The following is a 13,552-nucleotide window of genomic DNA, read 5'->3' as shown; positions in this document are numbered from 1 at the left end:
GAGCGGAACCAATACCAGCCATCACCCAAATAACGGATATACACCCAAAACACGCCCAATCTCACCAAAGACAACACCCAGTGACCACTGAGGCAACCTGTCACGCGGCAAAAGACCACGCCTTGCTCTCGCGAAAATGGGACTACTCTTTCAGCAATGCTTGACCCAGATCAAAACCTTCGCCGGGATTGCTCTGGCGGCCGCAAGGCCAGAATCCCTGCGTGGTTGGTCATAAAAAGAAACGAATTTGAATTCGCCACACTCCATATCCGTGGGGGCAGTGGGTGCAGGCCTCCAGCCAGCATTCGGTATTACCTGACAGAGGAAGACTTATGTTCGGTTTGGAGGCGCTAGATCTCGCCCGAATTCAATTCGCGTTCACCATCTCATTCCATATCCTGTTCCCGGCCATCACCATCGGCCTGGCCAGTTACCTTGCGGTGCTGGAAGGCCTGTGGCTCAAGACCCACAACGACACCTACCGTGACCTCTACCATTTCTGGTCGAAGATCTTTGCCGTCAACTTCGGCATGGGCGTGGTCTCCGGCCTGGTCATGGCCTATCAGTTCGGCACCAACTGGAGCCGCTTCTCGGACTTCGCCGGTGCCGTCACCGGGCCGTTGCTGACTTATGAGGTGCTCACGGCGTTCTTCCTCGAAGCCGGCTTCCTTGGGGTCATGCTGTTCGGCTGGAACAAGGTCGGGCGCAAGCTGCACTTCTTTGCCACGGTGATGGTGGCCGTCGGCACGCTGATCTCGACTTTCTGGATTCTTGCCTCCAACAGCTGGATGCAGACGCCACAGGGCTTTGAAATCATTGATGGCCGGGTGATTCCAACCGACTGGCTGGCCGTGATCTTCAACCCGTCGTTCCCCTACCGCCTGATGCACATGGCCACGGCCGCGTTCGTCGCTACCGCGTTCTTCGTCGGCTCCTCGGCGGCCTGGCACTTGCTGCGCGGCAAGGACAACCCGGCGATCCGCACCATGCTGTCGATGGCAATGTGGATGGCGCTGATCGTTGCGCCGATCCAGGCGGTCATCGGTGACTTCCACGGCCTGAATACCCTCAAGCATCAACCGGCGAAGATCGCCGCGATTGAAGGCCACTGGGAAAATATCGGCAACGAGCCCACGCCGCTGATCCTGTTCGGCTGGCCGGACATGAAGGCTGAAAAAACCAAGTTCGCAGTAGAAATTCCGTACCTGGGCAGCTTGATCCTGACCCACTCCCTGGACAAGCAGGTGCCGGCCCTCAAGGAGTTCCCGCCTGAGGACCGTCCCAACTCGACCATCGTGTTCTGGTCGTTCCGGGTCATGGTGGGCCTGGGCTTCCTGATGATCTTCACCGGCCTGTTCAGCCTCTGGCTGCGCCGTGGCGACAAGATGTACACGTCCAAGCCGTTCCTGTACCTGGCGCTGTGGATGGGCCCGTCCGGCCTGATCGCGATTCTCGCTGGCTGGTTCACCACCGAGATCGGCCGTCAGCCGTGGGTGGTCTACGGGCTGATGCGCACGGCAGACGCTTCGTCCAACCACAGTTTTGCGCAGATGAGCATTACGTTGGTGTTGTTTGTGGTGGTGTACTTCGCGCTGTTCGGCGCGGGCCTGGGCTACATGATGCGCCTGGTGCGCAAAGGGCCTGTGACCCACGAAAGCACCGAGCCTACTCACGGTGGTCCTGGGCAGAAACGCACACCGGCGCGTCCGTTGTCGGCGGCTGATGACAGTGCCGATGCCGATCACGGCGACACCTTGAACAAGGGGAACTGAGCCATGGGTATTGATCTTCCGCTGATCTGGGCCGTGATCATCATCTTCGGCATCATGATGTACGTGGTCATGGACGGCTTCGACCTGGGGATCGGCATTCTCTTCCCGTTCATCCCAGGCAAGACTGACCGTGACGTGATGATGAACACCGTCGCCCCCGTGTGGGACGGCAACGAAACCTGGCTGGTACTCGGCGGCGCGGCGTTGTTTGGCGCGTTCCCGCTGGCCTATTCGGTGGTGCTCTCGGCGCTGTACCTGCCACTGATGCTGATGCTGATCGGGCTGATCTTTCGTGGCGTGGCGTTTGAATTCCGCTTCAAGGCCAAGGACGACAAGCGTCACCTGTGGGACAAGGCCTTCATCGGCGGCTCGCTGGCAGCGACGTTCTTCCAGGGCGTGGCGCTGGGGGCGTTCATTGATGGCATCCCGGTGGTCGACCGGCAGTTTGCCGGTGGCTCCCTGGACTGGCTGACGCCGTTCACGATGTTCTGCGGCGTGGCCCTGATCGTGGCGTATGCGCTGCTGGGCTGCACCTGGCTGATCATGAAGACCGAAGGCAGCTTGCAGGAGAAGATGCACAACCTGGCCCGGCCCCTGGCCTTCGTGGTGCTGGCGGTGATCGGTATCGTCAGCCTCTGGACGCCGCTGGCCCACCCGGAAATCGCCTCGCGCTGGTTCACCCTGCCGAACCTGTTCTGGTTCCTGCCGGTGCCGATCCTGGTGCTGGTGACCATGTACGGCCTGATTCGCGCCGTGGCCCGCAATGCGCACTACACGCCGTTCCTGCTGACGCTGGTGCTGATCTTCCTTGGCTACAGTGGCTTGGGGATCAGCCTGTGGCCGAACATCATCCCGCCGTCAGTTTCGATCTGGGACGCCGCCGCACCGCCGCAAAGCCAGGGCTTCATGCTGGTGGGCACCTTGTTCATCATTCCGTTCATCCTGGGCTACACCTTCTGGAGCTACTACGTGTTCCGCGGCAAGGTCACCCACGAAGACGGTTATCACTAGGAGGATTGACTCATGTCCGGCAAACCTTCGTTGCACGACATCGAACAGGCCGAGAAAAAGCCGCTCTGGCAGCGCCTGGGCTGGCTGGCGATGATCTGGACCGGCAGCGTCCTGGCCCTGTTCGTGGTGGCCAGCCTGATGCGCATGTTCATGAATGCCGCGGGCCTGACCACCCACTGACATCCCGTTGTAACTATTGCCCTCCTTCATGGAGGGCTTTTTTATTTGCGCGCCTTGAGGACCACGAACTTCGGCGTGGTCGCCACTTGCTCGACGCCACGGAACAACCGCGCCAACTTGGTGTGATAACCCAAGTGACGGTTGCCGACGATGTACAGGGCGCCGCCCACCACCAACGCTTCCCGCGCCTGCTGGAACATGCGCCAGGCGAGGAAGTCTCCCACCACTTGCTGCTGGTGGAACGGCGGGTTGCACAGCACCACATCCAGTGACTGCGCTTCCTGATCGGCCAGGCCGTCGCCGGGGCGAATCAGCACGTCACGTTCGCCCAGCGCCGCGCGCCAGTTCTCGGCCGCCGATTGCACCGCCATATAAGACTCGTCGACCAGCGTGTACTGCGCCTCGGGGTTTTGCAGCGCGCTGGCAATCGCCAGGACGCCATTACCGCAACCCAGGTCGGCTACGCGGGCGCCGCCCAGGTTTTGTGGCAGGTGCGGCAGGAAGGCCCGGGTGCCGATATCCAGGCCTTCGCGGCAGAACACGTTGGCGTGGTTGAGCAGTTCGATGGCCGGGGTTTCCAGGCTGTAGCGCGTAGGGTAGGGCGATACGGCGTGTGGCCGATCGGCCAGGGTGGCGATCAGCAGTCGGGCCTTTTTTACCGCCAGTGAGGCGTGCATCGGGCCGATGTAGCGCTCCAGCAGTTCGCCGGCAGCCCGTGGCAGGTGCTTGACCATCGCCCCGGCAATCACTTCGGCGCCGGGTGCCAGTTGACCTTGCAGGCGAATCAGTTGTTCTTCGAGCAGGGCCAGGGTTTTCGGCACGCGGATCAGTACCCGGTCGAACGGCCCGGCAGGTGTCTGGCTGGCGGGCAGGAACGTTACCGCGTCGAAAGCCTTGCCGTTGCGCGCCAGGTTTTTCTCCAGGCCCAGGGCGCCGAGGAACGAGTCACCACTGGAGGTGACCTGCACATGCCCTTCGAGGCTGGCCGCCAGCGCGCCGAAACTGTCGTTGAGCACGAGTACGCGGGTCGCCGTCGTCAGCTGTTGTTCCGCCAGGTAGCTGAGCAAATACTCATCGGCTGCATCAAACGCTTGCAGCGGGTCGTTGTGCTGTTCTGGCTGACGGATCAGGTCGAGTTGGGCGAAGGGGCTGTCGAGCAGGGGCATGGCGGGGGAGACTCTGGGTAAGCGAACCATCGGGGTGAGCGGCGACGCGAGGCGCATCAGGAGCTCGCGTCATCACCCGGAACTGGCCGCAAATGTTACGTTTTTTTCCCCTGGATTACATGCGGTGTTTAAAACAACCCGCATTTGACTGCCGTGATCACTGCGGCAATCTTGTTACTGACCCCCAGTTTCTTCATCGCACTGCTGATATGGAAGCCGACCGTGCGTTCGGACAGGCACAGGATGGTGGCGATGTCCGAGGCGGTCTTGCCCAAGGCCGACCATTGCAGGATTTCGGTTTCCCGCGGGGTCAATTTGCTGGGCGCTTGCGGGCTGGGATTGTCTGCATATTTTTTGGCCACCACCGCGTGCATGGCGTGGCAAATCCAGAGCACTTGCCCGGCTTTTTCATAGAGTTCTTCAGGGCTCACTGGGCCGGTGGCACGCCCCAGGCTCAACATGCTGAAAACACCCTGGAAGTCATGAACCGATTGGGTCCATCCGAAATTCAGTCCGTTGGACTGGGCATGGGCCCATAAGTCCGGTACCGAAGAAAAGGTTTTCTCGTCCCATACGATCGGTAGAACCGAGCGTTTGCAATGCGCAACCACAGGGTCGAGATCAAAGTAGTGCTCTTGTCTGTACAGCGTATTCCATTCATTTGAATAGTTGTTGAGGTTGATAGTTTTCGTTTGGTTGTTGGGTAGATGGGAACTAAGGGTAAATGCGCAGTATTGGAAGCCAAGCTCGTAGGTAAGGTTGAGGGCAGCTTCGTACATACTGGTTATTTCGCTTTCCCCTTCGAGTTTGGGCAGGCGAGTGTTGTGCCAGTTGACCATCGGTAACTCTCCATGCGAACGGTTTTTACATGGGGTACTTCCAAGGCCCCCGGTTACAACGTGAAAAAATAGTGTAGGACAACGGCTACAGCTCGAAATAAAAATTTGGTTATGTTCAAGCGGGCGTTAGGCCAATAACATTTGTACAACCTGGCTACGGTGTACAGGTTTCAGGCGTTCGATAAGATTTTTTTCCATTAGTTTTAAGAACTTGCTCTAAATGCGCCTTGTTAATATTTAGTTGCACTCCCTCATCTAATGGCTTGTTGGAAGGCGACTAATAGCCAAATATTTAGTACCGCCCAGCGGTTGCCACAATGGGCAGCGGCAATGCCAGCACAAACCATCGGTGTTTCCAGGCGGCGCTTTGGGGGACACTAGGGGCCTCTGCAAATGGAGTTTCCCATGACGGCCAGTGCTGAAAAATACACCCGCCAGACCCTGCTCGACGTGAAATCGCTGACTCCCAGCCTGTTTACCCTGCGTACTACCCGAGACCCGGGCTTTCGCTTTTGCGCCGGGCAATTCGTGCGCCTGGGGGTGACCAAGGCCGATGGCAGCATTGTGTGGCGTGCTTATTCGGTGGTGTCCTCGCCCTTTGACGAGCACCTGGATTTCTTCTCTATCGTCGTGCCGGGTGGCGAGTTCACCAGTGAGCTGAGCCGCCTGCGCGAGGGCGATACCCTGCTGGTGGAACGCCAGGCCACGGGCTTTCTGACCCTGGACCGGTTTGTGGATGGTCGTGATCTGTGGCTGTTGGGCACCGGGACCGGTATTGCGCCGTTTCTCTCAATTCTGCAGGACTTCGAAGTGTGGGAGAAATTCGAGCGGATTATCCTCGTCTATAGCGCCCGCGAAGCAAGGGAGCTGGCTTACCAGTCGTTGATCCATGAACTGGGCGAACGTGAGTACCTGGCAGAATACGCCCACAAGCTCACCTACATTCCCATTGTCACCCGCGAGCAACATCCGGGCGCGCTGAATGGGCGGATTACCACCCTGATCGAGAACGGCGAATTGGAGCGCGCCGCAGGCATCGAGCTGACCCCCGAGCATTCCAGGGTGATGATTTGCGGTAACCCGCAGATGATCGACGACACGCGTCAGTTGCTGAAACAGCGCGACATGCAACTGAGCCTGACCCGCCGTCCGGGGCAGGTCGCGGTAGAAAACTACTGGTAAAACAAAGGCGCCCTGCAGGCGCCTTTACTTTTTGCCGAGCTTACTCGGGCTTGCTGTTCTGTGCCTTGAGCAGATCGCGGATCTCCCCCAGCAGCACTTCTTCCTTGGTCGGGACCGGCGGCAGGCTAGGTGCCACGGCCTCTTCACGCTTCAGGCGGTTGATGGCCTTCACGCCCATGAAGATCGCAAACGCAACGATCACAAAGTCGATCACGCTCTGGATGAACTTGCCGTACGCCAGTACGACGGCCGGCGCATCGCCCTGGGCGGCTTTAAGCGTTACGGCCAGGTCGCCGAAGTCGACACCCCCGATCAACAGGCCGATAGGTGGCATCACCACGTCGCCTACAAAGGATGAAACAATTTTGCCGAAGGCGGCGCCGATGATAATACCGACCGCCATGTCGACCACATTACCTTTGACCGCGAAGGCCTTGAACTCACTTAACACGCCCATAGGTTATTCCTTGTTACAGATGAGGAGGTAGAAGCCAGTGTAAGACAGTGTGGCGAGGCTTGCTCGACACAACTGCTAACAGTGTCCGTTTTTATCGACACATTAAATCGCAAATAGTTTGCAAAGTGCCACCAATCGCGCGCGGAATACCCGCTATTTCAGTGGGTTACCACACTATTTTTTCAATCGCCATGGTAAGACTTTTCTACTTATCTTCTGACTCGCGTCTCACTAGCCTCTGGCAAGCACAACTCAATGTGCACTAAAAAAACCAGAGGATACCTCGATGAAAAACCCTATTAGCCGCGGGCCTATTTCTGCGCGACAGGTGCTGTTTGCAGTGAGCGCCAGTCTTCTTTCGCTGTCCGTACACGCCGCCAACCTCACGCGCGATAATGGCGCGGCGGTCGGTGACAATCAGAACTCTCAAACCGCCGGTGCGAATGGCCCGGTCCTGTTGCAAGACGTGCAACTGATCCAGAAGTTGCAGCGCTTTGATCGCGAGCGTATTCCGGAGCGCGTTGTGCACGCCCGTGGCACCGGCGCTCACGGTACTTTCACCGTCACCGATAACCTCAGCGACCTGACCAAGGCCAAGGTATTTGCCGCCGGCGAAGCCACGCCGGTATTTGTGCGCTTCTCTGCGGTCGTTCACGGCAACCATTCGCCGGAAACCCTGCGTGACCCGCGCGGCTTCGCCACCAAGTTCTACACCGCCGAAGGTAATTGGGACCTGGTCGGTAATAACTTCCCGACGTTCTTTATTCGCGATGCGATCAAGTTTCCGGACATGGTTCACGCCTTTAAACCCGATCCGCGCACTAACCTGGACGATGATTCCCGTCGCTTTGACTTCTTCTCCCATGTTCCGGAGTCCACTCGTACGTTAACCGAGTTGTACTCGGACTCCGGCACTCCAGCCAGTTACCGGGAAATGGACGGTAACGGTGTACATGCCTACAAGTTGATTAACGCCAAGGGCGAAGTGCACTACGTCAAGTTCCACTGGAAGAGCCTGCAAGGCATCAAGAACCTCGATCCTAAACAAGTGACTGAAGTACAGGGCCGCGACTACAGCCATATGACCAATGATTTGGTCACGCACATCAATAAGGGCGACTTCCCCAAGTGGGACCTGTATGTGCAAGTGCTGAAACCGGAAGACCTGGCCAAGTTTGATTTCGACCCGTTGGATGCCACCAAGATCTGGCCGGACGTACCGGAGCGCAAAGTCGGGCAGATGGTGCTGAACCGTAACCCGGCCAACGTCTTCCAGGAAACCGAGCAAGTCGCCATGGCGCCGGCCAACCTGGTGCCGGGCATCGAGCCGTCGGAAGACCGCCTGCTGCAAGGCCGGGTGTTCTCCTATGCCGATACGCAAATGTACCGCCTGGGGCCAAACGCCCTGCAACTGCCGATCAATGCACCCCGGGTGACCGTCAACAACGGCAATCAGGATGGCGCCATGAACTTCGGCAAGACCACCACTGGCGTGAACTACCAGCCAAGCCGCCTGCTGCCACGGGAAGAGCCGCAAACCGCGCGGTACAGCCAGTCGGCCCTGTCGGGCAGTACCCAGCAAGCGAAGATCCAGCGTGAGCAAAACTTCAAGCAGGCCGGCGACCTGTACCGCTCGTTCAACAAGAAAGAGCGTCAGGACTTGATCGACAACTTCGGCGGCTCCCTGGCCACCACCGATGACGAGAGCAAGCACATCATCCTGTCGTTCCTCTACAAGGCGGATCCGGAGTACGGCACCGGCGTGACCAAAGTGGCCAAGGGCGACCTGGCCCGCGTCAAGGCATTGGCCGAAAAGCTGACCGACTAACCGCCCACGCTCCCTGTAGGAGCCGGCTTGCCGGCGATAACGCCCACAAGTACGCCATCGCCGGCAAGCCGGCTCCTACAGGTGGCACATCATTGAGAATTTGCCATGCGAATCTTTATAGGCGCTGTCCTTGCGTGTTTGTCGTTCAGCGTATTGGCCGAACAAGCTGCCCCGGCCGCGCTTAAGGCACAACTGCAGGATTACTACTTCGACGCCGCCCGCCGTGGCGACGTGGAAATGCTCAACACCTTCATCGAATCCGGCTATTCGCTGAACACCCAGGATGAAAAAGGCTACACGGCGCTGATTCTCGCCGCCTATCACGGTGAAAGTGCCTACGTGGACCGATTGCTCGCCGCCGGCGCCGATGCCTGCGTGCAGGACAAACGCGGCAACACCGCCTTGATGGGCGCGATCTTCAAGGGTGAGCTGAAAATCGCCCAGCGCCTGCTCGCCACCGACTGCAACCCCGACCAGCGCAACGGCGCCGGACAAACGGCGGCCATGTATGCCGGGCTGTTCAAACGCGTGGAACTGCTGGATGAACTGAAAGCCAAGGGCGCCGATCTGAATGCCGAAGACCCGATCGGTAACAGCGCTTCACGTTTGGCCAGCGGTGAAATCCGTACCCCGGCGCCGCGCTGAGCTATCATCGCGGTTTTTCGGTTGGAGGTTCTCAAATGGCAAAGGCCAAGCGCATGTATGGCTGCACGGAGTGCGGCGCGACCTTTCCCAAGTGGGCCGGCCAGTGCACGGAATGCGGTGCGTGGAACACCCTGACCGAAACCATGATCGAAAGCGGCGGCGCCGTGGCCCCCAGCGGCCGTTCCGGCTGGACCGGGCAACAAACCCAGATCAAGACCCTGGCAGAAGTCAGCGTCGAAGAAATCCCGCGTTTCTCCACCGCTTCCGGTGAACTGGACCGGGTGCTGGGCGGCGGCCTGGTGGATGGCTCGGTGGTGCTGATCGGCGGTGACCCGGGCATCGGTAAGTCCACGATCCTGCTGCAAACCCTGTGCAGCATCGCCAGCCGCATGCCGGCGCTGTATGTCACCGGCGAAGAATCCCAGCAGCAGGTGGCCATGCGTGCGCGCCGCCTGGGCTTGCCTCAGGACCAACTGCGGGTGATGACCGAAACCTGCATCGAAAGCATCATCGCCACCGCGCGCCTGGAAAAGCCCAAGGTGATGGTGATCGACTCGATCCAGACGATTTTCACCGAACAACTGCAATCGGCACCGGGTGGCGTGTCCCAGGTGCGGGAAAGTGCCGCGCTGCTGGTGCGCTATGCGAAACAGAGCGGCACGGCGATTTTCCTGGTGGGCCACGTGACGAAAGAAGGCGCACTGGCCGGCCCGCGGGTGCTGGAACACATGGTCGACACCGTGCTGTATTTCGAAGGCGAGTCCGACGGGCGGTTGCGTTTGTTGCGGGCGGTGAAGAACCGTTTTGGCGCGGTCAACGAGTTGGGTGTGTTCGCCATGACTGACCGGGGCTTGAAAGAAGTCTCCAACCCGTCAGCGATTTTTCTTACCCGCGCCCAGGAAGAAGTCCCGGGCAGTGTGGTGATGGCAACGTGGGAAGGGACCCGACCGATGCTGGTGGAAGTCCAGGCGCTGGTGGACGACAGCCACTTGGCCAACCCGCGTCGTGTCACCCTGGGCCTGGACCAGAACCGGCTGGCGATGTTGCTGGCGGTATTGCACCGCCACGGCGGCATTCCCACCCATGACCAGGACGTGTTCCTCAACGTGGTGGGCGGGGTCAAGGTGCTGGAAACCGCGTCTGACCTGGCGTTGATGGCGGCGGTGATGTCCAGCCTGCGCAACCGGCCGTTGCCCCATGACTTGCTGGTGTTTGGCGAAGTGGGCCTGTCGGGTGAAGTGCGCCCGGTGCCCAGCGGCCAGGAGCGCCTGAAGGAAGCGGCCAAGCATGGCTTCAAGCGCGCCATCGTGCCCAAGGGCAATGCGCCGAAAGAAATGCCACCGGGGCTGCAAGTGATCGGGGTAACGCGCCTGGAGCAGGCGCTGGATGCCCTGTTCGAATAGTCGCCAGCCACACAGCCCCCCTGTGGGAGCCGGGCTTGCCCGCGATGGCGGTGTATCAGCTGATTGATATGCAAACTGACACACCGCCATCGCAGGCAAGCCAGCTCCCACATGTTCAGGTCTCCAGCAAGGCGGCGAATTCCCGCTCCAGCTCTGCCTGATCACCGAGGTTCAGCTCGATTACCCGCCGCAGGTGGCTGATGGAGTCGAGGTCGATGTGTTCGCACACAAAGCCGAGCTGCCCATGATCATCATGGGTCAGCCGCACCTGCATCTTCACGTCGGTCTCGGCGTCGAGATGAATGTCCACATCGAATGATTCGTAGCGATGGCCGTGCCAGTCTTGCGGCCGTTGCACCAGCAATCCCTTGAGCGACAAATCCACCAGTTGCACCGGCCAGACATGGCCGTCTTGCGTGAGCTCGGTCCTGGCATCGAAGGCAATTCGTCGGAAGCGGCGTCGGTCTGAAGGCTGTTCGCGCATGGTGAAACCCTCTGTGGATAAAGGAATTGTAGCCGTGCGCCATCATGGGGCGGTTTTTTCTGCTTTTTTCGCCCCGGCAAGGCTCTAGACCAACGTAGGGGGGTGGCCTTTAAGGCCAGTAGCGCTAAACTCGGGATGGCTGTCTTTCTGTCCACCCTGGCTGGAATATAAAAATGAAAAATAATAATAGCCTGCTACGCCATCTACCCTGGCTGCTGCTGGCAATCGTAGGAGCGTGCGCCCTGGGCGTAGTGGCCTTGCGCCGCGGCGAGGCGATCAACGCCTTGTGGATCGTGGTCGCAGCAGTGGCCATTTATCTGGTTGCTTACCGTTACTACAGTCTGTTCATCGCTAACCATGTGATGCAGCTCGATCCACTGCGGGCTACCCCCGCTGTGCTGAACAACGACGGTCTGGACTATGTGCCGACCAACAAACACATCCTTTTTGGTCACCACTTCGCGGCAATCGCCGGCGCAGGGCCTTTGGTCGGCCCGGTACTGGCGGCGCAGATGGGCTACCTGCCCGGCACGTTGTGGCTGATCGCCGGCGTGGTGCTGGCCGGGGCGGTGCAGGACTTCATGGTCCTGTTCCTGTCCACTCGTCGCAACGGCCGTTCCCTGGGGGACATGGTCCGCGAAGAAATGGGCCGTGTGCCCGGGACCATCGCGCTGTTCGGCTGCTTCCTGATCATGATCATCATCCTCGCGGTGCTGGCGCTGATCGTGGTCAAGGCCCTGGCCGAAAGCCCGTGGGGCATCTTCACGGTGATGGCAACCATCCCGATCGCGATGTTCATGGGCATCTACATGCGCTACATCCGCCCGGGCCGCATCGGTGAAATCTCGATTGTCGGCGTGCTGTTGCTGCTGGGTTCGATCTGGCTGGGCGGGCAGATTGCCGCTGACCCGGTGTGGGCCAAGGCCTTCAGCTTCACCGGCATCCAGATCACCTGGATGCTGGTGGGTTATGGCTTCGTGGCTGCCGTGTTGCCGGTGTGGCTGATCCTCGCGCCACGGGACTACCTGTCTACGTTCCTGAAAATCGGCACCATCATCGCCCTGGCGATTGGCATCCTGGTGACCATGCCCGACCTGAAAATGCCGGCGCTGACCCAGTTCATCGATGGCACCGGCCCGGTGTGGAAGGGCGGTCTGTTCCCGTTCCTGTTCATCACCATCGCCTGTGGCGCGGTCTCGGGTTTCCACGCACTGATCTCCTCGGGCACCACGCCCAAGTTGCTGGCCAGTGAAGGGCACGCCCGTTACATCGGCTACGGCGGCATGTTGATGGAGTCGTTCGTGGCCATCATGGCGATGGTTGCCGCTTCGGTGATCGAGCCAGGGGTGTACTTCGCCATGAACAGCCCGGCCGCGATTGTCGGCGGTGACGTGGTGGCTGTGGCGCAAACCGTCAGCAGCTGGGGTTTTGCAATTACCCCGGAAGCGTTGCAGGCGGTGGCCCATGACATTGGTGAGTCCACCATCCTGGCCCGTGCCGGTGGTGCGCCGACCCTGGCGGTGGGTATCGCGCAGATCCTGCACAGCGTCCTGCCGGGTGAAAACACCATGGCGTTCTGGTACCACTTTGCGATCCTGTTCGAAGCGCTGTTCATCCTGACTGCGGTCGACGCCGGTACCCGTGCCGGTCGCTTCATGCTGCAGGATTTGCTCGGCTCCTTCGTGCCGGCGCTCAAGCGTACCGAGTCCTGGACGGCCAACCTGATCGCTACCGCAGGTTGTGTGGCGATGTGGGGTTACCTGCTGTACCAGGGCGTGATCGACCCACTGGGCGGCATTAACACCTTGTGGCCGCTGTTCGGTATCTCCAACCAGATGCTGGCCGGTATCGCGCTGATGCTCGCCACGGTTGTGCTGATCAAAATGAAACGCCAGCGCTACATCTGGGTGACCATGCTGCCAGCCGTATGGCTGCTGATCTGCACCGTGACCGCAGGCTTCATCAAGCTGTTCGACGCCAACCCGGCGATCGGCTTCCTGTCGCTGGCCAAGAAATACAGCGATGCCCTGGCTGCCGGCCAGATCCTCGCACCGGCCAAGAGCATCGACCAGATGCAACACGTGATCTGGAACGCCTACACCAACGCAACGCTGACGGCGCTGTTCCTGTTCGTGGTCTTCAGCATCCTGTTCTATGCGCTCAAGGTCGGCATTGCTGCCTGGGGCAAAAAGGAACGTACGGATAAAGAAGCGCCATACCAGGCCATCCCGGACGCTTGATAGAGGATTGCAATCATGTTCAATGACATCAGTCGCCTCGGTAAATACCTCGGTCAGGCCGCGCGCCTGATGGTCGGCATGCCCGACTACGACACCTACGTCGAGCATATGCAAACCAAACACCCGGACAAACCGATGATGGACTACAAGGCGTTCTTCCGGGAACGCCAGGAAGCCCGTTACGGCGGCAAGGGTGGGCCCAAGTGCTGCTAGCCCGGTAGTTCGGGCTGCGGTAATCCCTTGTGGGAGCGGGCTTGCTCGCGAAGGCGGTCTTTCAGTGATGCATGTGCTGACTGACACGCCGCCTTCGCGAGCAAGCCCGCTCCCACATTTGTTTTGTGTTTC

At 59.7% G+C, this 13,552-nt stretch carries 13 protein-coding genes; 9 read left to right on the top strand and 4 right to left on the bottom strand.

What is annotated here, in order from left to right:
* Positions 1-332 precede the first annotated feature (332 nt).
* Genes HX805_RS12540 through HX805_RS12530 form a run of 3 tightly spaced genes read left to right on the top strand, consistent with a single transcriptional unit; the run spans position 333 to position 2,963 of the window.
* Positions 333-1,772, top strand: a complete 1,440-nt coding sequence (locus tag HX805_RS12540; RefSeq protein ID WP_008432808.1) for a cytochrome ubiquinol oxidase subunit I — start codon at positions 333-335, stop codon at positions 1,770-1,772.
* A gap of 3 nt (positions 1,773-1,775) precedes the next feature.
* Positions 1,776-2,783, top strand: coding sequence for a cytochrome d ubiquinol oxidase subunit II (cydB, locus tag HX805_RS12535; RefSeq protein ID WP_008432810.1), 1,008 nt, complete (start codon positions 1,776-1,778; stop codon positions 2,781-2,783).
* Positions 2,784-2,795: 12 nt separating this feature from the next.
* A complete protein-coding gene (locus HX805_RS12530) occupies positions 2,796-2,963 on the top strand; it encodes a DUF2474 domain-containing protein (protein WP_003215809.1) in 168 nt (55 codons plus the stop codon).
* 41 nt (positions 2,964-3,004) lie between these two features.
* Here the strand turns inward: HX805_RS12530 and HX805_RS12525 are convergent, their stop codons facing one another.
* Positions 3,005-4,129, bottom strand: a complete 1,125-nt coding sequence (locus tag HX805_RS12525) for a methyltransferase (protein WP_003215811.1) — start codon at positions 4,127-4,129, stop codon at positions 3,005-3,007.
* Positions 4,130-4,257: 128 nt separating this feature from the next.
* Positions 4,258-4,968 carry a LuxR family transcriptional regulator gene (locus tag HX805_RS12520; protein ID WP_177116890.1) on the bottom strand — a complete coding sequence of 237 codons (711 nt, stop codon included), beginning with the start codon at positions 4,966-4,968 and terminating at the stop codon, positions 4,258-4,260.
* Between the two features lie 405 nt (positions 4,969-5,373).
* Here HX805_RS12520 and HX805_RS12515 point away from each other — a divergent pair, with 405 nt between their 5' ends.
* Complete coding sequence (locus tag HX805_RS12515; protein ID WP_177021863.1) at positions 5,374-6,150, top strand: ferredoxin--NADP reductase; 777 nt, start codon at positions 5,374-5,376, stop codon at positions 6,148-6,150.
* Between the two features lie 40 nt (positions 6,151-6,190).
* Here HX805_RS12515 and mscL read toward each other — a convergent pair whose 3' ends face one another.
* Positions 6,191-6,607, bottom strand: a complete 417-nt coding sequence (gene mscL / locus HX805_RS12510; protein ID WP_003215816.1) for a large-conductance mechanosensitive channel protein MscL — start codon at positions 6,605-6,607, stop codon at positions 6,191-6,193.
* Positions 6,608-6,893: 286 nt separating this feature from the next.
* Between mscL and katB the strand changes: the two genes are divergently transcribed.
* From katB to radA, 3 genes are all read left to right on the top strand, one after another.
* Positions 6,894-8,435 (top strand): catalase KatB, encoded by a 1,542-nt coding sequence (katB, locus tag HX805_RS12505; RefSeq protein WP_003215817.1) that lies wholly within the window; start codon positions 6,894-6,896, stop codon positions 8,433-8,435.
* A 105-nt stretch (positions 8,436-8,540) separates the two neighbouring features.
* Positions 8,541-9,080 carry an ankyrin repeat domain-containing protein gene (locus HX805_RS12500; RefSeq protein WP_102369936.1) on the top strand — a complete coding sequence of 180 codons (540 nt, stop codon included), beginning with the start codon at positions 8,541-8,543 and terminating at the stop codon, positions 9,078-9,080.
* Between the two features lie 35 nt (positions 9,081-9,115).
* Positions 9,116-10,483: a DNA repair protein RadA gene (gene radA, locus HX805_RS12495; RefSeq protein WP_003215821.1), complete on the top strand. Its 1,368-nt coding sequence runs from the start codon at positions 9,116-9,118 to the stop codon at positions 10,481-10,483.
* A gap of 115 nt (positions 10,484-10,598) precedes the next feature.
* Here radA and HX805_RS12490 read toward each other — a convergent pair whose 3' ends face one another.
* Complete coding sequence (locus HX805_RS12490) at positions 10,599-10,967, bottom strand: PilZ domain-containing protein (protein ID WP_177116889.1); 369 nt, start codon at positions 10,965-10,967, stop codon at positions 10,599-10,601.
* Between the two features lie 173 nt (positions 10,968-11,140).
* Between HX805_RS12490 and HX805_RS12485 the strand changes: the two genes are divergently transcribed.
* Positions 11,141-13,207 carry a carbon starvation CstA family protein gene (locus HX805_RS12485; protein ID WP_177080074.1) on the top strand — a complete coding sequence of 689 codons (2,067 nt, stop codon included), beginning with the start codon at positions 11,141-11,143 and terminating at the stop codon, positions 13,205-13,207.
* Between the two features lie 15 nt (positions 13,208-13,222).
* Positions 13,223-13,420 carry a YbdD/YjiX family protein gene (locus HX805_RS12480; protein WP_003176208.1) on the top strand — a complete coding sequence of 66 codons (198 nt, stop codon included), beginning with the start codon at positions 13,223-13,225 and terminating at the stop codon, positions 13,418-13,420.
* Positions 13,421-13,552 lie beyond the last annotated feature (132 nt).

It is taken from the genome of Pseudomonas sp. G5001 (assembly GCF_013385475.1).
Lineage (GTDB): Bacteria > Pseudomonadota > Gammaproteobacteria > Pseudomonadales > Pseudomonadaceae > Aquipseudomonas.
The sequence above is the reverse complement of the archived record's forward strand: the minus strand, read 5'-3'. Positions and strand labels throughout refer to the sequence as shown.